This is a genomic window from Aquabacterium sp. (assembly GCF_029946005.1).
Lineage (GTDB): Bacteria > Pseudomonadota > Gammaproteobacteria > Burkholderiales > Burkholderiaceae_C > Aquabacterium.
On record NZ_JAQSDR010000014.1, the window covers coordinates 1 to 18,725 of the forward strand.

At 61.2% G+C, this 18,725-nt stretch carries 16 protein-coding genes, 2 tRNA genes and 1 pseudogene; 10 read left to right on the top strand and 9 right to left on the bottom strand.

The features are described from left to right. Positions 1-440 (top strand): annotated as a pseudogene (locus PSV38_RS09955) (hypothetical protein); the annotation flags it as partial. Between the two features lie 191 nt (positions 441-631). On the opposite strand, the gene PSV38_RS09960 reads toward PSV38_RS09955, so the two are convergent. Then, entirely contained in the window at positions 632-1,255 is a 624-nt protein-coding gene (locus tag PSV38_RS09960) for a tyrosine-type recombinase/integrase (protein WP_300547022.1), read from the bottom strand. A gap of 666 nt (positions 1,256-1,921) precedes the next feature. Then, positions 1,922-2,554: a ParA family protein gene (locus PSV38_RS09965; RefSeq protein ID WP_300547024.1), complete on the bottom strand. Its 633-nt coding sequence runs from the start codon at positions 2,552-2,554 to the stop codon at positions 1,922-1,924. 351 nt (positions 2,555-2,905) lie between these two features. On the opposite strand from PSV38_RS09965, the gene PSV38_RS09970 reads away from it, so the two are divergent. The 8 genes from PSV38_RS09970 to PSV38_RS10005 all read left to right on the top strand — a co-directional run bounded on the left by PSV38_RS09970 (position 2,906) and on the right by PSV38_RS10005 (position 10,350). After that, positions 2,906-4,294, top strand: coding sequence for a site-specific integrase (locus PSV38_RS09970; RefSeq protein ID WP_300547026.1), 1,389 nt, complete (start codon positions 2,906-2,908; stop codon positions 4,292-4,294). A gap of 38 nt (positions 4,295-4,332) precedes the next feature. Continuing rightward, a complete protein-coding gene (locus PSV38_RS09975; protein WP_300547028.1) occupies positions 4,333-4,662 on the top strand; it encodes a type II toxin-antitoxin system RelE/ParE family toxin in 330 nt (109 codons plus the stop codon). Next, positions 4,659-5,030: an XRE family transcriptional regulator gene (locus tag PSV38_RS09980; protein ID WP_300547030.1), complete on the top strand. Its 372-nt coding sequence runs from the start codon at positions 4,659-4,661 to the stop codon at positions 5,028-5,030. The genes PSV38_RS09975 and PSV38_RS09980 overlap by 4 nt, the downstream gene beginning before the upstream one ends. Positions 5,031-5,170: 140 nt before the next feature. Beyond that, entirely contained in the window at positions 5,171-7,120 is a 1,950-nt protein-coding gene (locus PSV38_RS09985; RefSeq protein ID WP_300547032.1) for a hypothetical protein, read from the top strand. 412 nt (positions 7,121-7,532) lie between these two features. Then, the gene (locus tag PSV38_RS09990; protein WP_300547034.1) at positions 7,533-8,021 is read left to right on the top strand and encodes a hypothetical protein; all 489 of its coding nucleotides are present in this window, start codon (positions 7,533-7,535) and stop codon (positions 8,019-8,021) included. A gap of 97 nt (positions 8,022-8,118) precedes the next feature. Beyond that, positions 8,119-9,219, top strand: coding sequence for a plasmid recombination protein (locus PSV38_RS09995; protein WP_300547036.1), 1,101 nt, complete (start codon positions 8,119-8,121; stop codon positions 9,217-9,219). Next, the gene (locus tag PSV38_RS10000) at positions 9,216-9,653 is read left to right on the top strand and encodes a hypothetical protein (RefSeq protein WP_300547038.1); all 438 of its coding nucleotides are present in this window, start codon (positions 9,216-9,218) and stop codon (positions 9,651-9,653) included. Before PSV38_RS09995 ends, PSV38_RS10000 begins: the two co-directional genes overlap by 4 nt. A 154-nt stretch (positions 9,654-9,807) precedes the next feature. Further along, positions 9,808-10,350: a hypothetical protein gene (locus PSV38_RS10005; protein WP_300547040.1), complete on the top strand. Its 543-nt coding sequence runs from the start codon at positions 9,808-9,810 to the stop codon at positions 10,348-10,350. A gap of 480 nt (positions 10,351-10,830) precedes the next feature. Here PSV38_RS10005 and PSV38_RS10010 read toward each other — a convergent pair. The 6 genes from PSV38_RS10010 to tolB form a co-directional block, all read right to left on the bottom strand. Next, positions 10,831-10,906: transfer RNA gene (locus tag PSV38_RS10010), tRNA-Lys, on the bottom strand. Between the two features lie 111 nt (positions 10,907-11,017). After that, positions 11,018-11,093, bottom strand: a tRNA-Lys gene (locus tag PSV38_RS10015). Between the two features lie 29 nt (positions 11,094-11,122). Next, positions 11,123-11,887, bottom strand: a complete 765-nt coding sequence (locus tag PSV38_RS10020; protein WP_300547042.1) for a tRNA threonylcarbamoyladenosine dehydratase — start codon at positions 11,885-11,887, stop codon at positions 11,123-11,125. A 12-nt stretch (positions 11,888-11,899) separates the two neighbouring features. Continuing rightward, entirely contained in the window at positions 11,900-12,700 is an 801-nt protein-coding gene (ybgF, locus tag PSV38_RS10025) for a tol-pal system protein YbgF (protein WP_300547043.1), read from the bottom strand. Positions 12,701-12,717: 17 nt separating this feature from the next. Beyond that, positions 12,718-13,269 (bottom strand): peptidoglycan-associated lipoprotein Pal, encoded by a 552-nt coding sequence (pal, locus tag PSV38_RS10030; RefSeq protein WP_300547467.1) that lies wholly within the window; start codon positions 13,267-13,269, stop codon positions 12,718-12,720. 72 nt (positions 13,270-13,341) lie between these two features. After that, positions 13,342-14,688 (bottom strand): Tol-Pal system beta propeller repeat protein TolB, encoded by a 1,347-nt coding sequence (gene tolB, locus PSV38_RS10035; RefSeq protein WP_300547045.1) that lies wholly within the window; start codon positions 14,686-14,688, stop codon positions 13,342-13,344. Positions 14,689-14,843: 155 nt separating this feature from the next. Here tolB and PSV38_RS10040 point away from each other — a divergent pair, with 155 nt between their 5' ends. Beyond that, a complete protein-coding gene (locus PSV38_RS10040) occupies positions 14,844-17,234 on the top strand; it encodes a diguanylate cyclase (RefSeq protein WP_300547046.1) in 2,391 nt (796 codons plus the stop codon). Here PSV38_RS10040 and rng read toward each other — a convergent pair. Continuing rightward, positions 17,202-18,704, bottom strand: a complete 1,503-nt coding sequence (gene rng / locus PSV38_RS10045; RefSeq protein WP_300547048.1) for a ribonuclease G — start codon at positions 18,702-18,704, stop codon at positions 17,202-17,204. The two genes, PSV38_RS10040 and rng, sit on opposite strands and share 33 nt — an antisense overlap. Between the last annotated feature and the right edge of the window lie 21 nt (positions 18,705-18,725).

Below are 18,725 nucleotides of genomic sequence, written 5' to 3' on the forward strand. Positions count from 1 at the left end.
CCAAAAACACGGCGGTAAACCGTCTGGCAAGGACGTCGGCGAGTTACCGCTTACGCCGCAACGTCATGCGCATGACATTTCACCCGCAGGGCATGCAGCCGCGGCTGAAGAACTGGCCCCAGGTGGCCACCTTGCTGTTGAATCGGCTGCATCGCGAATTGGCGGCAGACCCAACGCACCAGGCATTGCGCCAGTTGCTGGCCGATGTCAGTCGGTTCCCGGGCGTGAGTGCGTCATGGCGCAGCCAGGACTGGCTCAGCGGCTCGCCACCGCCCATCTTCCCGATGGAATATGACTTGGGTGAGCACACGCTCAAGGTGTTCTCCATGGTGTCGACGTTTGGCACAGCGCTGGACGTAACGGCTGACGAGTTGCGAGTGGAAACGTTCTTTCCGGCAGATGAGTTCTCTCGGAGTTTCTTCCACATGCTGTCGGCTTGACCGAACGACCGGCGCCGCGCCTTTGCTTGGCTGAGAGAGGCGCTACCGCGACCGTCGCAGAACCCGACATCGGCGAATTACCGCTCGTGGCCGGGAGTTCCAGTTCGGTTTGCTTTCCCATAGCGGCCTATCGCTTGGTCGAGTCATCCACCAGGCCGGAACCCGGCGGATGGTTGGTTGCTATGGGATAGTCAGATCTCCGTCTGCTCCGAGATCTCTAGGGCGTCATCGACCTCCATGCCGAGGTATCTCACGGTCGATTCCAGCTTGGAATGCCCGAGGAGCAGTTGTACCGCGCGCAGGTTCTTGGTCCGCCGATAAATCAGCGTCGCCTTGGTTCGACGCATTGAATGCGTACCGTAATCGGCCGGATCAAGGCCAAGCTCCTTAACCCAACACTCAAGGATCCGGGCGTACTGCCGAGTGCCAATGTGAGGTGATCCGTGGAGGCGGCTTGGGAACAGGAAGTCTTCAGACTTCAGTCCAGCGGCTTTGATCCATTGCTGCACAGCATCACGAGCGGCCTGGGTGATTTCGAACTGAACCGGGCGCTGGGTTTTGTGCTGCATCACGATAGCTCGTGTCGCAACTTGATCACCATGACAGACGTCGCGGACTTTCAGGGCGACGAGGTCGCATCCACGAAGCTTACTATCGATACCCAGGTTAAAAAGTGCTAGTTCGCGTACCCGGTGGTCCATCTGAAAGCGGACGCGAAGTGCCCAGATGTCTTTGAGCTTGAACGGTGCCTTCTGGCCGACGATCTTGCCCTTGTTCCAGGGTTCGCGGTGAAGGGTGTTGGCTGAAGTTTCCATGATGGTCTCCCATCGAGTTGAGGGGCGTCAACGATGCTCCATTTCGATGCTGCTGCCTATGTTGGTGACGCCGGATGACCGCTCATTGGGAAGCTGCCGGAATATCAGTCCCGGCCAGTAGCGGACGGTCGTGTGTCCCGCACGGGAAGACTTTCGACATGTTGGAGTACCGCCCGGTAGGCGCGCACGGCCAGCGGCGTGACGCCGAGGGCTACGCCGAATACGAGAACGTGCAGGCGTAGGCGTGCCGCTGAGACACGGGGGAGAACGCCCATTCCGCAGGGCACCGGGCTGAAACCCGAGGTCGGCTTTTCTTGTTGAGGTGCGGACCCTGACCGCTCCACCGCAATGCATCCATCGTTTGGTGGTCAAGACAGCTAGTTTTCATCCAGCGAACCAGGGTTCGATCCCCGTGGTTGTACCAAGACACGCCTGTGCTCGCCGGCGGTCCTGAGGCACAGTTAGCCGCACTCCGCAACTAGGCCGCTGACGCGAGCAAACCCCTGTGCTCGGCCAAGTCACTCTGCCGAGCGCGGAAGGGCGCTGACAACTCCGACGTAAGCGCGGGAGCGCAATCCGGCACGGGTGGAATACCGCAGGATTGCGTAGTCGGCACTCACAGCAAGTCCGACGCAGAGCAAATTGTCGCTCGGCTCGAGATGAAGTCTATGTGTGTTGGCGCCGATTCAAAATTGAGCCACGGCTCAGTTTTCGGTCGGCGTCAACAGCCTTGGAGATCAGGACGTGCAGCGGGGCCAACATCGTGTTGGGCTCGTCCGGAGAGCCTTCGATCTGCGAGAGCACATGCAAGGTGCCCGTGGAGAACTCGCGAATGGAGGCTGTATCCGGCGGCAACGGGCAAAGGACGGTATCGGCTGCAAAAGCGGCTGCCGTCGGCACGGGACCAATCGCGCCCTGCGTGTCGATCAGGACGAAGTCGTAGTTGTCCTCAATGATCGGCGCGGACAGCGCCACGGCAAGTCGGGTGCGACGATCTGGCCGTGCATCCAGCCAGAACTGGAGCCGAGCATTGCCATCGTTGCTCTTGATGAGGTGCAGGTTTGGTCGGTACGTGCGGGAGATGCACGATTCGGAAACGATCCCCGATGTGACGACCTCGACCAGGCCGTGGGGCGCCTCGTACTCCAGCGGGTAGTACTTCGACAGCGTGGGTTGAATGTCGCCATCGAACAACAACACGCGCGCGCCCATGTCGGCGAGCAAGCCGCCGAGATTGGCCAACGTGGTGCTTTTGCCTACCCCACCCTTACTATTCAGGGCGGTGACTTTCCTGGTCATTGTGTGCTCCTCCGGTGTCAAACGGAGAGGGCACTGCAAAAGCGAAAACCCGCCTGCGGATCTCAATGATCTACAAGCGGGCTACAAATAAATTTGGTGGGCCCCGACAGATTCGAACTGTCGACCAACGGATTAAGAGTATGCGAAAGCCGGTGTTTATCAGTGTTTCGCACTGTTGACCGCAAAGCAGCACACCCCACAAAATCCATGTTAATCAACAACATACAAGCCTACATGAATCCGTAGGTCGTTGACTTGCGTTGATTGAAATGTCAATATCGTGGCTACATGGTGGCTACATGAGAAAAAGACCTCTCCTTGCAACCACCCCACGAACGCATCGGGGGATGCATGACAGACACCAAAAACACCAAGCCAACGCGATTCAAATTCACCCGTGAAAGCGTGGATGCTGCCCAGTGCCAAGAAGGCAAGTCACAGTCCATTTACTGGGACACCATGCAAACGGGGCTGGGCCTGCGCGTCACGGCCCATGGTGCCCGCGCCTTCATCTTTGAAGCCAAGCTGGGACGGCAAACCATCCGAATGACCATCGGCGCGGCATCCATGCCGATACGGGTTCCCAAGGACAAAAAGGGCAACCCCACGGGGCCGGGTGCTGACGGCGTGGCCGCTGAGTACAGTTCAAAAATCAAACAAGGCATTGACCCGCGCCAAGAGAAGGCCGCGACCATCGCAACAGACCAGGCCGACCGAGCCGCCGTCAAGGTGGGCAAGCAGCGCCTAGAAGTCATCGCCCTGACGGCCTGGGCCGACTATTGCAAGGCCCGCCGCCGTGCCTGGAGCGAGCGCAACTACACCGACCACATCGGCTTCGTCTCACCCGGTGGCGAGAAGCGCAAGCGGGCCAAGGGTGACACCATCCCCGGCCCGCTGCACTCTTTGCTGAATCGCCCACTGGCTCAGATTGACAGCGAGGCCGTGCGCCAATGGGTGGAACGCGAAGCCAAAACACGCCCGGCCCGTGCCCTGCTGGGCTTTCGCTTGTTGCGCGCTTTCATCAACTGGTGTGCCGAGGACGAAACCTATGCACCCCTGGTACAGCCTGAAGCCTGCAAACCCAAGAAGACCCGCCAAGCCTTGCCAAAGGTGGCGGCAAAGGACGATTGCTTGCAGCGCGAACAATTGGCCCTTTGGTTTGCCGAGGTACGCAAGCAGTCAAACCCCATCATTTCGGCCTACCTGCAAGCCTTGCTGATAACAGGCGCCCGCCGTGAAGAACTGCTGGGGCTGCAATGGTCTGACGTGGATTTTCAATGGCAGACCCTGACCATTCGCGACAAGGTGGACGGCGAAAGAACCATCCCGCTAACCCCGTTCGTGGCGCAAATGCTGGCCGCACTGCCCCGCCGCATGCAGCACAACGGCAAACCGAACCCCTGGGTCTTCTCAAGCCCGCAAGCTGAAAGCGGACACCTTCAAGACCCGCGCATCAATCACAACAAGGCATTGCAAGCCGCTGGACTGCCGCACCTCACCTTGCACGGCCTGCGCCGCTCATTTGGCACCCTCAGCGAGTGGTGCGAAGTGCCGGTGGGCATCGTGGCGCAGATTCAAGGCCACAAGCCCAGCGCCATTGCCGAGAAGCACTACCGCGTGCGCCCCATCGACCTGCTGCGCCAGTGGCACGCCAAGATTGAAGCCTGGATGCTGGAGCAAGCAGGGATTGAATTCGACGCTGGCAAGCCCAACGGCCTGCATGTTGTCACCGCTGCCTGAGCACTTGCCAAACATACAAGAATCAATATAATTCAAGCATGAAGGATATCGAGTTCAGAGGCACCGCCCTTGATGACCTGCGAGCATTCCCACAGACAGCCATGCGCGAAGCGGGCTATCAACTGGACCGCGTGCAGCACGGTTTGCCGTCGAACGACGCCAAGCCCATGACCAGCATTGGGCCGGGTGTGACTGAGTTGCGAATCTGGGACGAGGCGGGCACGTTTCGCGTGGTCTATGTGGCCAAGCTGGCAGGCACGGTGTTTGTGCTGCACTGCTTTCAGAAGAAGACGCAGCAGACCGCGAAGCGAGACATTGACCTGGCCAAGAAGCGGCTCAAAGACTTGATGAAGGAGTTTGCATCATGACCACCAAACAACGATTTGCCAGCATCTGGGACGCCATCGAAGACACCCCCCAGGAAGCCGCCAGCCTGCGCACCCGGTCGGGTTTGATGATGAGCATCACCGAGGCCATCCAGCAGCAAGGCATGACCCAAGCGCAAGCCGCCGTTTTGTTTGGCGTCACCCAGCCTCGCATTTCCGACCTGATGCGAGGCAAGGTCAACCTGTTTTCATTGGATGCCTTGGTGGACATGGCCACGACTGCGGGCATGGCGCCAACCATCACCGTGACCATGCCAAAGAAGCCAGCACCACGCACAACAGCGCGCAAGACGCCGCCCCTGGCCAAGCCCAAGGCTTCGCCAAAGGCATTACACAAAACCGCCGCCTGACCGTTCAGGGACTTGCAGGGCGCGCAGTCTGCATAATGTTTTGAGCCCCAGCTAGGCCCGGCCCGCAAGCCAGTCTGAAAGACTATGCCCCCGCATGGTCCCGCTGGGGCATCTTCTTGGCGGGGTGTGCACGGGGGTGCATGTTGAGCGAGTCAAAACGTTTCCTTTTTTGGGCAAGCATTCCTGAAGACAAGCCCGTCAAGGTCGGCGAAATCCCCTTTTTGGTGGCCGAAGCAATTCACACGAGCGAACTTGCACAAGCAGCAGCAGAAGTGAACGTATGGGAGGAGATTCAACGGCTCGTGAAACCTGACGGGTGGACCGTGCGCAACCCGCTGGACATGGGGCCGCACACATGCCCACTTGGGCAGGCATTGAGAACTGCCGTGATTTTCCCGTGGGAGGCCGTCAAGTGGTTTGAGCATTGGGGTGTTGGCTTGAGGCTCCTCCCTGCTGGCAACGGGCCTGAGTTGTGGAATCTTGCAAACGCGGCAACCGCAATTGCAACTCAAGAGGGCTGGCATATTGGCGCCCGTGGCACGTTTTTAGAACAGATGATGCAAGCCGTGCGCGACAGGGTGCTAACCGTTCGCCACCCTCACACGGACCAGCCCTATTGGCCCAACGTAGTACGCGACTTCTACGAACTGGTGACCCCCACCGACGTAAACCAGTGGCTTGCGCTCGACCCTGCTTCATCACTGAGGTGGAAGGCCAGCGAGCGTGCCCCCTCACAAAGTCAACCGAACAGCAGCGGGCAAGAAGAATCCAGCATGCTCGACGAAAGGCTAAGGCTCGACGCAGTGGACCGCGAAGCGAAAAAGCGCGAACGGGGGGCCGAGCAAGCCGCCACCGGGTGGTATTACCTCTTTGAAGTCGCTGAATACATCACGCGCCAGCGTGGCATCAATGAGGCATACAGTGACAGGTTACTCAAAAGCATGATTCATGCAGCCGAGCAAGAATTACTCAAGGTGTTTGATGAGTTGCACCAAACCAAACTAGCCAAGGGCGAAGAGATTCACAGCTTACGCATGACACGCCGCGAACATGTCAATGCATGGCTGTTGGCTGATGGCGCTGGCTATCAATGGGCGGATGAGTCGCGGGCCGCAATCGGAAAATCCGAGCAAAGCCCGCCCAGTACATACGGGATGCCGGATGGTCAATTCCGGGAATGCGTCCAAGCCATCATTAGCCGAATCAAGTTCCTAGAGAGTTGGGGAAGCAGGAATGCCCCTGCCGCAGAGGGTGCGGGACTTGTTTCCGTCGGCTATGCGATACGCAAGCTGGCCATTCAATACCTTAAGCCGTATGACCGTTGGCCGGGCCGCGAGCATGAAAGCTTCCCCCAAGAAGTCACAGACGGTTGGGCGCTCAAGTGGTACTTCAACTACCAAACCGCAATGCGCGACCACATCAGAGGCGTTCAAGAAGCCGTGCGCAAAGGGGAGTTGACCCTTCGTACGCTGAACCGAGCCAAAGTCCCAGACGATGTGGCGCAGAGTTGGTGCAACTCGGACCCATGGCCAAAAGCAGCCACCGACTTGCGATTGTTTCCGGACTGCTCCAAATGGGATGTGATGGCATCCGATTGGCCCGATAGCCTAGGCATACCTTCTGGCGGCTTCGACCGCGATGAATGGGCGGACTGGGCGGAGCGTGCGGGCTTAGTTGAGCTTGGCTTGGCTGGAGCTATTGCCATCAAAGCCATTGCCGCGAACAGCCACACAGAAGCCGCCCAAGAAGTCGAGCAAGCAATCCTAGAAGACCCAAGGATGCGGATTCAAGCAGCCGCCGCCGAATACTGGATTGAACTCCTGGCAAAGAACTGCAATCCGACTGTGCATGGAATTAGCGAATACATCGCCAAATGGTGCGCAGAAAACGAAGTCAGAACAAAGGGCAATGTGAACCCACGGGCTGAGACTATTCGGAACTCTATCCTGAACAGCCAAAGCTGGACCCCCCCGACGATGAGCCGAGAAAAAGCGAGCGCACACGTACAGGCGAAAAAGCAGGTTGCACAACCTGCACAAGTTTCACAGCCACAAGTTGCAAAACCTGTGCAGGACGCCTCAAAGCAATGATTGGCCTTTATCCATGCGGGTTACGGCCCGTTTACGCCTTTTGCAATGTGATTGTGTTGAACGGTGATTGTGCAAACCAGGATGGGTTTCCAACCTAGCCCGTGACTGACCTGTGATGTCGGTCTGTGCTGCTAGGTCTGGAGACCATTTTGCAAACATCGACCCTTCGAAACAGCGAAGCCCGACAAGGCACGACTGCCGCGCCTACGCTCCCCCCTGACTTCATCCCCCTTCACCTTGAACTGAGGACGCACGTCAACACCAAGTTGATGTGCGCGCACGTTGGCGTCAAAGAACAGACCGCAAGAGCCTGGGCCTGCCTGGAAAAAGGCCCACTGCGCCCGATACGCATCAATGGCGCCCGGCTTGCTTGGCCGGTCGCTGAAATCAAGCGCGTCTTGGGGGTATCGCAATGAAAGACGCCCGACCCAACATCAAAACCGAATCGAGCGCCACCGTGCAAGGTGCCCCGATTGTCATGCCCTTCGGCTTTCCCGCAAAGCTCAATACCGTTTGCGCCGAGGTCTTGTGCCGCCTGCTTTTGGGCGAACGCCTGACCGGCCTGGGTGCTGTAGGCGAAGCCAGCACCACACGACTTGCCGCCCACATCTTCTATCTTGAAGACTCCTACGCCTGGCAGATTGAGCGCATTGACAAGGTAGCAGGCTGCAAGGATGGCCGCATCACCTACGTGGCTGAATACTTCTTACATCAATCCGTCATTGCACACGCAATGGGCCGAGATGCCGCCCAATGGTGCGCCAAGGTCAAAGCTGCACGCCTGAAGCTGCGCGCCAATGCAGCCAAGGCCAAGCAGCAAGCCGAACGCGCCAACCGCGCAACAGCCAAGCGCCGTCAGGACGCCGAGCAACGTGCCTTGTTTGATGGTGGCACAGCATGAGCGCAGCAGCCCGTCGTCTCGTATCGTGGGCAGGTTGCTGGGGCCTTATCCTCGCGCCCATGGCCTGCTGGCTGCTGCGCTTGCTGGGGTGCAAGACATGAGCGCCGCCGCCTTCTTTCGGCTCAAGAAGTTGAAGGGCGGCGGCATCTTGCTAGCCGCCGCCCGACACAACCGCCGCACCATTCAAGCCGAGCTTGGCGCAGACAGCCACATCAACCCGGCACGCTCACACCTTAACGAAACCTTGTGCGGCCCGCCAAGCCCTGACGGTGTGGCGCAGCAGGCCAAGGACGCCATGCAGGCCGCTGGGGTAGGCAAGCTGCGCAAAGATGCCGTGGTGGGCTTGGAGGCCGTCTTTAGCCTGCCTGTCGGCCATGTCATTGACCGCCGCCAATACTTCGCGCAATGTGTCGAATGGGCTGGGGTGCAATTCGGTGGCGCTGCAAACATCATGAGTGCAGACATTCACCACGACGAAGCGCAGCCCCATGTGCATGTCTTGCTGGTGCCTCTGGTCAATAGCCGCATGGTGGGGTCTGACATGGTGGGCAACCGTCAAACATTGCTGGCCCTGCAATCAAAGTTCTTTGATGAGGTGGCGCGCCGTTTCGGCCTGACCAAGCCCCCGGCCCGCCTCATGGGCACCGCCAAGACCGACGCAGCGGCCCGAGTCATCGCCGCCATGAAGGCGAGCAACGACCCAGCGATAAAGAGCGCCGCGTGGGCTGTGATTCGCGCCGCCATCGAATGCGACCCTGCGCCGTTCATGGCAGCGCTTGGCGTGGTCATGGCCCCCAAGGCAAAGCACCTCAGGTCATCGACCGCGATTTTCACCAGCCCTGGCAAAGGGCCAAAGACTGAGGCCAAACAACTCAAACCCTATAGGGTTCAAAGCGCCGAAAAAGAGCAAACCCTATCCTGTGTAGGGTTCGCCTCAAAATCACCGCCATCAATCGCGCCCATCTCAGCACCGACAGCCGTGCAACGAGGCAGCGAAGACCGCGCCCACATCGAAACCGTGCGCGTCCGTGACGACGACATGCACGCCGAAAGCTGGGACAGCGACACCGGCACCTTCCACCCCAAACCACACCGCGACCACTCGCAAAGGGCCGCCGCGCAAGCCTGGGTATCGGACGCCTTGCGAGGCATCAAAGCCCATCGGGTGAGCGCCACCAACTCAACCCTTGAAACATGAACAAGGACAACGACATGCACGCCATTCAAAACTTCCCCGCCGTGAACATCGAAGCGCTATCGAACGGCCTTTTCAGGCTTGAGGACGACAGCCCCATTGATGGCAGTCAGGTTATCGACCTGCACCCCGCACAGGTTCAAGTGCTGGCCTCAATGGTGGGCTTCGCGATGCCGGACAAGACCCGCCGAAGCATCGGGCGCATTCATGAACGGGTCAAGGCACTGAGCGAGCAGGCAAGCGACCTGGAGGACTTGCTAGACCATGCCTTGACCATTCAAGACCTGGACGTGACACCCGAATGGAAAGCCTGCCAGTTCATCGCCTTGAACCTGGCCCAGGTGGTCAAGGATTTGGACGACCTGCGAGCGCCAGACCTTGAGCCCGCGCCCGATGCCATCGCCAACCCTGGCGGGCAAATGACGCTGCCGGTCTGAACGTGGCCGCGATGATGAAGGGCCCCGGTCCCGCCGCGTTCGCCTGCATGGTCCGGGTGCTGGCACCACCCCCAGTTTCTTAAATGGTTTCGTATTCATAGGAGCTTGAGCCATGGCAAAAGGTGGAAGCAGATGGAACGCGGGGCGCCCTAGCTTGCATGTCAAAGCCGAGCACTGCCGCCGAATCGACGTGCGCCGCTTTGCACGGGAAAACATGTTGCGGGTCGGTTCGTGGGGCTGGCAGTGGACCGACTCAGACACGGGCCGCACCCTGGCATCAATCGGCATCATTGGCACCCCGCATGCCTTGAGGCTGGAATACGCTGTTGATGGGGTGCCACGGTCAGAGCAAATCGACATCACGCGCACAGCCTGCGCCTATGGTAGTGAACGCCCTTGGTTCAAGTGCCCGAAGTGCTGGGGCCGGGTTGCGCTTTTGTTTCTGAGGCAATCCCGCTTTGCCTGCCGCAAGCGTCACAAGCTGGCCTATGTGTCGCAAAGCCTGGACACGTGCGGCCGTGCATGGCGCAAGCAATCGAAGCTAGAGGCCCGCCTAGGCCCGAACTGGCGCCGCCCCAAGGGCATGCACAGGGCGACCCGCGAACGCATCCTAGAAGCCATTTGGGAATGTGAAGCAACCCGCGATGTTGCGCTAGCCGACTACCTGGGGCGGGTCGGCTTCAATGGGTGGCGGTAGGGGCCGGTTTCAATCTCTAAGCCGTTGCATCCCTTGACCGACTTGTTCCCGCCGCTTTAACGCTAACGCACAACTTGTGTCTTGCGCGCGCGAGGGGCGGACTCTCCAATCCGGTAACGCTACCGGATTGGGCTGTGTCGTGCGTGCGCGAGGGGCGGGCGAGACGGTCCAGGCACTGCGCTCGTGGCCCAACGTCGAACACCTCAGGGGGGGGCGGTCTGATTCTTTGGAAAATCGCCTTTTCCCTGACCGCCCTGTTCCGCACGCGCAGAAAAAATCCCGTCTTTGGAAACAATCAACAAACAAGCGGACGGGCACCCACCCCACCCTGCTGATTGTTGGTCTTTGCAGGCTGGTTAAGGGGCAAGTGTTGACCTACCGTGGCTACACAGTGGCTACATGACTTTCGACCGAGCAAAAGAAAAGCCACCGCTAAGGGTGGCTTTTTGCGCTAAGTGATTGATTCATTTAGCTTAATTTTGGTGGGCCCCGACAGATTCGAACTGTCGACCAACGGATTAAGAGTCCGCTGCTCTACCAACTGAGCTAGGAGCCCGAAAACTTCAATTTTAAACCTTGCATTGCTGCCAGGCTGCAAAGCTTGAGTACTTTGCCAAGATTTCAATTATAGAACGAAACCAAGCGTTTCGTCAAAAAACTGAAATTTTGGTGGGTCGAGCGAGACTCGAACTCGCGACCAACGGATTAAAAGTCCGCTGCTCTACCGACTGAGCTATCGACCCCCGAAAAGCCTAAGATTATAACGTGGTTTTCAGCCTTTGATCAAGGTGTTGATCAGTTGCGCCGCCGAAACCATGCCAAAGGTCGCAGTCACCACCACGCTGGAGCCATAGCCATGGCAGTTCAGCGAGCCATCACCAATGTCGCAATCGGCATCTTGCGGCGGCAGCACCGCCTCGCGTGAGAACACGCAAGCCAGGTTCATGCGCCCCTTGCGCGAGCCCTCATGGCGCTGCCGCAAACGCTGCCGCACGCTGGCCAACAAGGGGTCGTGGGTCACCTCGGACAAGTCGCCCACCTGCACCAGCTGCGGCTGGGATTTGCCCCCCGCCGCGCCCACGGCCACCACCGGCACTTGGTGCGCCCAGCCCCAAGCGGCAATCGCGGCCTTGGCCTTGACCTGGTCGCAGCAATCGATCACGCCGTCCAGCGCCTGGGCCGACAGCAGCTCGGCCACATTGGCCTCGTCGATGAACTCTTCAACCGTGCGCACCACGCAGCCCGGGTGGATCTGGGCGATGCGGTCCTGCAAGGCCAACACCTTGGCTTGGCCCACGGTGCTGTCCAGCGCATGCACCTGGCGGTTGATGTTGGACTCGGCCACGTGGTCCAGGTCGACCAGCGTCAACTCGGCCACACCGCTGCGCGCCAAGGCTTCAGCTGCCCACGAGCCGACGCCACCCACGCCAATCACCGCGATGCGGGCCGCGCGCAGGCGCTCGTAAGCCGCAGCGCCATGCAGGCGGCGCAGGCCGCCAAACCGGCGCTCCAGGTCGGGCTGCTCGTTCGGGATCATCAACGCCACCACTCAGTTCTTGCGCGATGCTGCCTTGGCCGCGGCGGTGGACGCGCTGGCCAAGCGCTCACGCGCGGCCTGGGCCGCTTCGGAGTCCGGGTAGTTTTTGATCAGATCGTCCAGCGCCTTGCGGGCCGCCTTGGTCTCTTTGAGCTCGGTGTGGCAATTGGCGATGGACAGCATGGCCTCGGGCGCGCGGGCATGCGCTGGGGCCTGCGTCAACAAGGCGCGAAAACTGACCAGCGCCTCCTTATAGTTGCGCAATCCGTATTGCGCATTGCCTTGCCAGTACAAGGCCGACTCGCGGTAGCCCGTCGATGGATAGCGTTTGATCAGCCCAGCCAAGCCCGCCGCGCCACCGGCAAAGTCGGCTTGCCGCAACTTGCCCAGCGCGTCTTCAAACAACACTTTCTCTTCGGGCTCGACCTGGAAGTTCTTGCCATCCAGGTTCACCGTTTGCGGCTCCAGCTTGCGCACACGTTCGTCCACGCCTTGCTGCAGATCCTTTTGATGGCGCTGCAACTCGGACAGGTCGCGGGCCAGCAACTCGTTCTGGCCACTTTGCCTGGCCAGGTCGCCGCGCAGCTGCTCGATCTGGGCATTCAAATCAACCAGGCTGCGCTTGACCTGGTCCAGCTGCGCGTTCAGGGCGCTGATCTTGGCATTGCCGGACTCGCTGTCCTTGGCTCGTTGCTGGCGCAACTCCAGGATGGCACGGCGTGCCTCGTCATCGTCCAGCAAGCCCGCATGGGCGCTGAGCGCCCCACAAGCCGAGGCCAGGGCGAGCACCCAGGGGCGAACACGTTTCAACATCAACGCGGCCCCCATGATCAACGGTCTTTGAACTCAGCACGACGGTTACTGGCCCAGGCTTCTTCGGTGCTGCCGGTGGCGGCAGGACGCTCTTCGCCAAAGCTCACGGCCTCAACTTGGTCGGCCGACACGCCGAGGAGCGTCAAGGACTTGACGACTGCTTCAGCCCGCTTCTGGCCCAGCGCCAGGTTGTACTCGCGGCCACCGCGTTCATCGGTGTGTCCTTCGATGAACAGCTTCTTGCTGCGGATGGTCGTCAGCACCTTGCCGTAGCCGTCCAGCACAGGGCGGAACTCGTCCTTGACCACAAAGCTGTCGAAGTCAAAGTAGATGACGCGGGGCAAGCCGCTGAGTGCGGCATTGGCGGCACCGTCGGCATCGGCCGCCACCACGGGGGCCACGGTCGAGGCCGCATTGGACGACGATGACGTGCCCGTGCTGCCCGACACATTGCGCGACTCGATCGGAGGCGCCTTGTCGTCCAGCTTGACGGAGCTGCAGCCGGCCATCCACAAGGTGGACGCACCCACCAGGCCGACCACGGCCAAGCGGATGGCACGGGCGGACATTGAAGCGGAAGTTGGTTGGATCGTGTTCATGAAGGCTCCTTACAGGTCAATCAAAGATTCAAAAATGAGGTGTCAGCGCTTGGGGCCGACGATGTTCGGACCCCAAACGGGCTCGCGAACGTCTGCTTGGGGCGTGGCCAGACTGGCCTTGATGCGGCCGTCCAGCGAGGTGGTCATCAGCACATCGCGTCCTTGGTTGCGCGTGGCATAGATGATCTGCTTGCTGTTGGGCGCGAAGCTGGGGCTTTCGTCGTCGCGGGTGTCGGTCAGCACGCGCACCGTGCCGGTGGACAAATCCATCAGCTGCACCTTGTAGGCGCCATTGACCTGGCCGATGAAGGACAGCCATCGGCCATCGGGGCTCAGGGCGGGGCTGATGTTGTACGGCCCATTGAAGGTGACGCGCTGGGCGCTGCCGCCTGCCAACGGCGTCTTGTAGATTTGCGGGCTGCCGCCCCGGTCGCTGACGAAGTACACCGTGCTGCCATCGGCCGACCAGGCCGCTTCGGTGTCGATGCCACCGCTCTGCGTCAGGCGCCGGACGTTGTCCCCATCGACGCCCATCACGAACAATTGCGAGCCGCCATCACGGCTGAGCGTGACCAGCATCTGTTTGCCATCGGGCGACCAGGCAGGTGCGCTGTTGGTGCCCTTGAAGCTGGCCAGCACGCGGCGGCGTCCAGTGCTCAACTCTTGCGACATGACCTTGGCCTTGCCGCCTTCAAACGATACATAAGCCAGCTTGCCGCCGTCAGGCGACCATGCGGGCGAGATGATGGGCTCGTTGCTGGTCAGGGCATCGCGCTCGCCCTTGCCATCGGAGTCGGCCACCCACAGCACATAACGGCGGCCGGTTTTGGCCACGTAGGCAATGCGCGTGGCGAAGGCGCCCTTGTCACCGGTCAGCTTTTCATAGATGTCGTCGGCGATGCGGTGGGCGGCCAGGCGCAGGTCAGCGGCGGGCACCACCAGGCTTTGCACGCCCAGGTCTTTGTTGCGGGCGGCATCCCACAAGCGATAGCGGATGTCGAAGCGGCCGTCGGCCAAGGGCAGGATGGAGCCAGCCAGCAAGGCATCGGCGCCTTTGCCGCGCCAGTCGGTCAGCACCGGACGCGAGGCTTCATCCAGCTTGTCGGCCGAAGCGTCGAGGGTCTTGAACAGGCCGCAGCGCTGCAGGTCGGCGATCACGATGCTGGCGATGGGCTGGGGCACGCCCTCCTCGCCTTTGAAGCGCCCGATCGCCACCGGAATCTGTGTGGCCCCCACGCCGGCAATTTCGACCCGGAACTGGGCCAGCGCTGGCGTGAGGCTCCACAGGCCCGCGCTGGCCAGGGCGCCCGTCAAGGCCCATGTTTTCAGGCAAGCGCGGCGAGACAAGGGCTTGGGGGGGGCAGCAAGAGTCAGATCGGTGTCAGGCATCGTGTCGGCCATCAGGCTCCAAGGTTCAGCCTTGAATTGTGCCGTGACTGGCCCCAATACAAGGACCCCAAGGGCAAGGGGCGTGCAAAAACATGTAAAGCACAGCCCGAGGCGGCCGAAAATGTGACGAAGGCTTCAGCGTCGAGCTCCCCGCCATGCCCAACCCCCACCAGCCCAGCGCTGACCTGGTCAAAATCAGGCAGCAGGGCGTTCACCGCTTTGTGGTCATGCTGCCTGCATACGGTGCGGTGATGGCCATTTTGTGGGTGGGCGTCTGGCTGGCCATTGTCCGCCCGGCTGTGGCACTGGTGATTTCGGGCGTGATGGTGTTCACGCTGGTGGGCTTTTACCAGGCATTGCGCAGCGGTGCCGCCGCCCGCACCAAAGACCCGTTGCTGGCCTTTTCACAGATTTTGTTCAACATTGTCCTGGTGGCGATGGGCTATGCCTGGCTGGATGATTTGCGCAGCACGGCGCTGCTGTGGCTGAGCGTCATCATCGCTTTTGACATGTGGCGCCTGCCCGGGCCCCAGATCCGGGCCGCGGCCACGTTCTGCATTGTGCTGCCCCTGCTGGCCACTGCCGCACGAGGATGGTGGCACCCCGTGGCGCTGGATTGGGTTCATGAGCTGTTCACGCTGCTGATGCTGGCGGTGGTTTTGCCCGTGTTGTTTGCCGTGTCGGCCCAGGCGCGGGCCGTCCGCAGGCGCCATGTGCAGCAAAAGGAGCAGATGGCACAAACGCTGGCCCAGTTGCACCAGCTGTCGCTCCGCGACGGGCTGACCGGCCTGTACAACCGCCGCCACATGCTCGATTTGCTGGCCGCAGAGGTGCGGCGACTGCAACGCTCGGGGCAGCCGTCCTGCGTAGCCATCCTGGACCTGGACCTGTTCAAAAGCGTGAATGACCGCTTCGGGCATGCCATGGGCGACACCGTCTTGCAAACCTTTGCACGTTTGGGGCAGGCCGTTTTCCCTGGCAAGGCAGACGCCCTGGCGCGCTGGGGCGGCGAAGAATTTTTGCTGTTGCTGCCGCAGACCACCGAGGCCGAGGCCCGCCAGGCGCTGCTGCGGCTGCGCGATGAAATGCACCGCTACCACTGGTCGCAGCACGCGGCGGGCTTGAGCGTCACCTTTTCGGCGGGTGTGTGCCGGCATCAACCTGACCACACCCTGGCACAAACGCTGGAGCAGGCGGACCAGGCGCTGTACCGCGCCAAGGCCTCGGGCCGTGACTGCATCTTGGGCACAGACCTCGCTGTGCCACCCGCGGTGGTGGCCCCCTTGCCCGCTGACGCGCCATGTGCACGACCATCGGTGCACCACACGCCTCCAGCGGCCAGCGCGATCCAGGCGACGGCCGAAGCTGCCACGCCATCGACACGACCACCAAGGCGCAGCCGATGGGAGCCGCTGCTGAGCGTGGTCTTTGGCCGCAACCCCCGGCTGCGCCCTTACCAGACCATGTGCCTGCTGGCAGCGTGCGTGTACCTGAGCTCCATCGCGGGCTTCCTGCTGTACGTCGCGCCCCACCACTTGCTGAACCCTGATCAAGCGCTTCTGTTCGTGGTGCACAACGCGTTGGGGGCCTTGGTCCCCTACGTGCTGTTGCGCCTGGGTATCACGGCCCATTGGCGCGACCCGTCCCTGGTCTTGCTGCAAATACTGTGGGGCGGCACGGGCGTGATCATCGGCTACGGGCTGATGCCAGCGACCAGCCCGAGCACCCTTCAGATGATCTGTCTGAGCATGGTGTTTGGCTTTTCAAGCCTGCGCCCCTCCGAGACCCGCCTGGTCGGCATCTACATGATCGCGCTGATGGTGGGTGTGCTGGGCGCCAAGGCCTTCATCGGCCCCGCCAACTTCAACTGGCCGCGCGAACTCCTGGAGGTCTCGATGACCTGCCTGGCCCTGTGGCTGCTGACGCTTCAATCGCACCGACTGAGCGTGACCCGGGAACGCGTCCGGGCCGAAAAGCGCGCGCTGGCCGATGCCACCGAGCAAGTCAACCAGGTCATGATGCATGACCCGTTGACTGGTCTGTTCAACCGGCAACACATGCAGTCGCTGCTGGAACGCGAGTGCGACCGCCACCACCGATCAGACACCGGCTTTTGCGTGGCCCTGATCGACCTGGACCACTTCAAGGCCGTCAATGACACGCATGGCCACCCGGTGGGCGACGAGGTCCTGATCGGCTTTGCCCAAGCCGCTCAAGCCGTGTTGCGCACCACCGATGTGATCTGCCGTTGGGGCGGTGAAGAATTCCTGGTGCTGCTGATCGACACCGACCCGGGCCCCGTCGGCATGCGCGCGGTGGACCGTTTGCGCCAGCACCTGGCCAGACAGCCGGTGTGCCCCTCACAGCCTCAGCTCAAAATCACCTTATCGGCCGGGCTGGCCGAGCACCAGCAGGGCGAGTCGATTGCCGACATGCTGCAACGCGCGGACCAGGCCTTGTACGCGGCCAAAGCCGCAGGCCGCGACCGCTGCATCTGCGCGGCGATGTCGCCCTCACAACAGCACGATGTCGTACTGCTCGGGTGACACCCAGGGCTCAGTCTGCAAGGACACAGGCTTGCCGATGAAATCGATCAGACCGGCCAAGTGCTGGCTTTCTTCATCGAGCAGCATCTCGACCACCGCGGGGCTGGCCACGACCCGGAACTCGCGCGGGTTGAACTGGCGCGCCTCACGCAGGATCTCGCGCAGGATGTTGTAGCAGACCGTGCGCGGCGTCTTGACCTGGCCGCGTCCTTCGCACGTGGGGCAAGGCTGGCAGAGCATGTGGGCCAGCGATTCACGCGTGCGTTTGCGCGTCATCTCGACCAGGCCCAGCGGCGAAAAACCACTGATGGTGAGCTTGGTGCGGTCGCGGCTCATCTGCTTGCGGAATTCGGCCAGCACGTTGTCGCGGTGGTCCTCGCGCAGCATGTCGATGAAGTCGACGATGATGATGCCACCCAGGTTGCGCAGGCGCAGTTGCCGCGCGATGGCCTGCGCGGCCTCCAGGTTGGTCTTGAAGATGGTGTCGTCGAAATTGCGCGCGCCCACGTAGCCGCCGGTGTTGACGTCGATGGTGGTCAAGGCTTCGGTCTGGTCGATGATCAGGTAGCCGCCTGACTTGAGGTCAACCCGCCGCGCCAGGGCTTTTTCGATTTCCTGGTCGATGTTGTACAGATCGAAGATGGGCCGCTCGCCCTTGTAGTGCTGCAGCTTCTCGACTGACGTGGGGGTGAACTCGGCGCCAAAAGCACGCAGGGCATCGAACTGGATCAGTGAGTCGATGCGGATGTTGGCCGTCTCGTCGGTGACCAGGTCACGCAGCACGCGTTGGGCAAGATTCAAATCTTGGTGCAGCAGCGAGCCGGGCGCGGCCTTGAGGCCTTGCTCGCGGATCGTGGCCCAGGTTTTGCGCAGATAGGCGATGTCGGCGCCCAGCTCTTCGTTGGTCGCGTCTTCGGCGTTGGTGCGCAAGATGAAGCCGCCCGAGCGCGTGCGCCCTTCCTTGCTTTCGGCCTCGCCCAGCAGCTGCAGCATGCGGGCGCGCAATTGATCACGCAACTCGGGCGAACCAATCTTTTGCGAGATGCCGATGTGGTCGTCTTGCGGCAGGAACACCAGCAAGCGGCCCGCAATGCTGATCTGCGAAGACAGGCGCGCGCCTTTGGTGCCGATCGGGTCCTTGATGACCTGCACCATCAGGGTCTGGCCTTCGTGCAGGCGCTTTTCAATGGGCGTGGCGTTGTCGGGCGACCGCACGCTGCCGCGCTGGCTGGGATCTTCGCGGTGCAGGTCAGCCACGTGCAAAAACGCAGCGCGCTCCAGGCCGATGTCAATGAAGGCCGATTGCATGCCGGGCAGCACGCGCGCCACACGGCCCGCGTAGACGTTGCCGACCAGGCCGCGCTCCAGCGTGCGCTCGACGTGCAGCTCCTGAACCGCGCCATTTTCAACCACGGCGACGCGGGTCTCCTGCGGGGTCCAGTTGATCAGAATATCGTGTGAGTGGGCCATCTGATTTCCTGATTGTTCATG

Bases quoted from the DNA above. Each gene is read 5' to 3' on its own strand.
- PSV38_RS09960 (WP_300547022.1), bottom strand. From the start codon at position 1,255: ATGGAAACTTCAGCCAACACCCTTCACCGCGAACCCTGGAACAAGGGC.
- PSV38_RS09965 (WP_300547024.1), bottom strand. From the start codon at position 2,554: ATGACCAGGAAAGTCACCGCCCTGAATAGTAAGGGTGGGGTAGGCAAA.
- PSV38_RS09970 (WP_300547026.1), top strand. From the start codon at position 2,906: ATGACAGACACCAAAAACACCAAGCCAACGCGATTCAAATTCACCCGT.
- PSV38_RS09975 (WP_300547028.1), top strand. From the start codon at position 4,333: ATGAAGGATATCGAGTTCAGAGGCACCGCCCTTGATGACCTGCGAGCA.
- PSV38_RS09980 (WP_300547030.1), top strand. From the start codon at position 4,659: ATGACCACCAAACAACGATTTGCCAGCATCTGGGACGCCATCGAAGAC.
- PSV38_RS09985 (WP_300547032.1), top strand. From the start codon at position 5,171: ATGTTGAGCGAGTCAAAACGTTTCCTTTTTTGGGCAAGCATTCCTGAA.
- PSV38_RS09990 (WP_300547034.1), top strand. From the start codon at position 7,533: ATGAAAGACGCCCGACCCAACATCAAAACCGAATCGAGCGCCACCGTG.
- PSV38_RS09995 (WP_300547036.1), top strand. From the start codon at position 8,119: ATGAGCGCCGCCGCCTTCTTTCGGCTCAAGAAGTTGAAGGGCGGCGGC.
- PSV38_RS10000 (WP_300547038.1), top strand. From the start codon at position 9,216: ATGAACAAGGACAACGACATGCACGCCATTCAAAACTTCCCCGCCGTG.
- PSV38_RS10020 (WP_300547042.1), bottom strand. From the start codon at position 11,887: ATGATCCCGAACGAGCAGCCCGACCTGGAGCGCCGGTTTGGCGGCCTG.
- ybgF (WP_300547043.1), bottom strand. From the start codon at position 12,700: ATGTTGAAACGTGTTCGCCCCTGGGTGCTCGCCCTGGCCTCGGCTTGT.
- pal (WP_300547467.1), bottom strand. From the start codon at position 13,269: ATGTCCGCCCGTGCCATCCGCTTGGCCGTGGTCGGCCTGGTGGGTGCG.
- tolB (WP_300547045.1), bottom strand. From the start codon at position 14,688: ATGCCTGACACCGATCTGACTCTTGCTGCCCCCCCCAAGCCCTTGTCT.
- PSV38_RS10040 (WP_300547046.1), top strand. From the start codon at position 14,844: ATGCCCAACCCCCACCAGCCCAGCGCTGACCTGGTCAAAATCAGGCAG.
- rng (WP_300547048.1), bottom strand. From the start codon at position 18,704: ATGGCCCACTCACACGATATTCTGATCAACTGGACCCCGCAGGAGACC.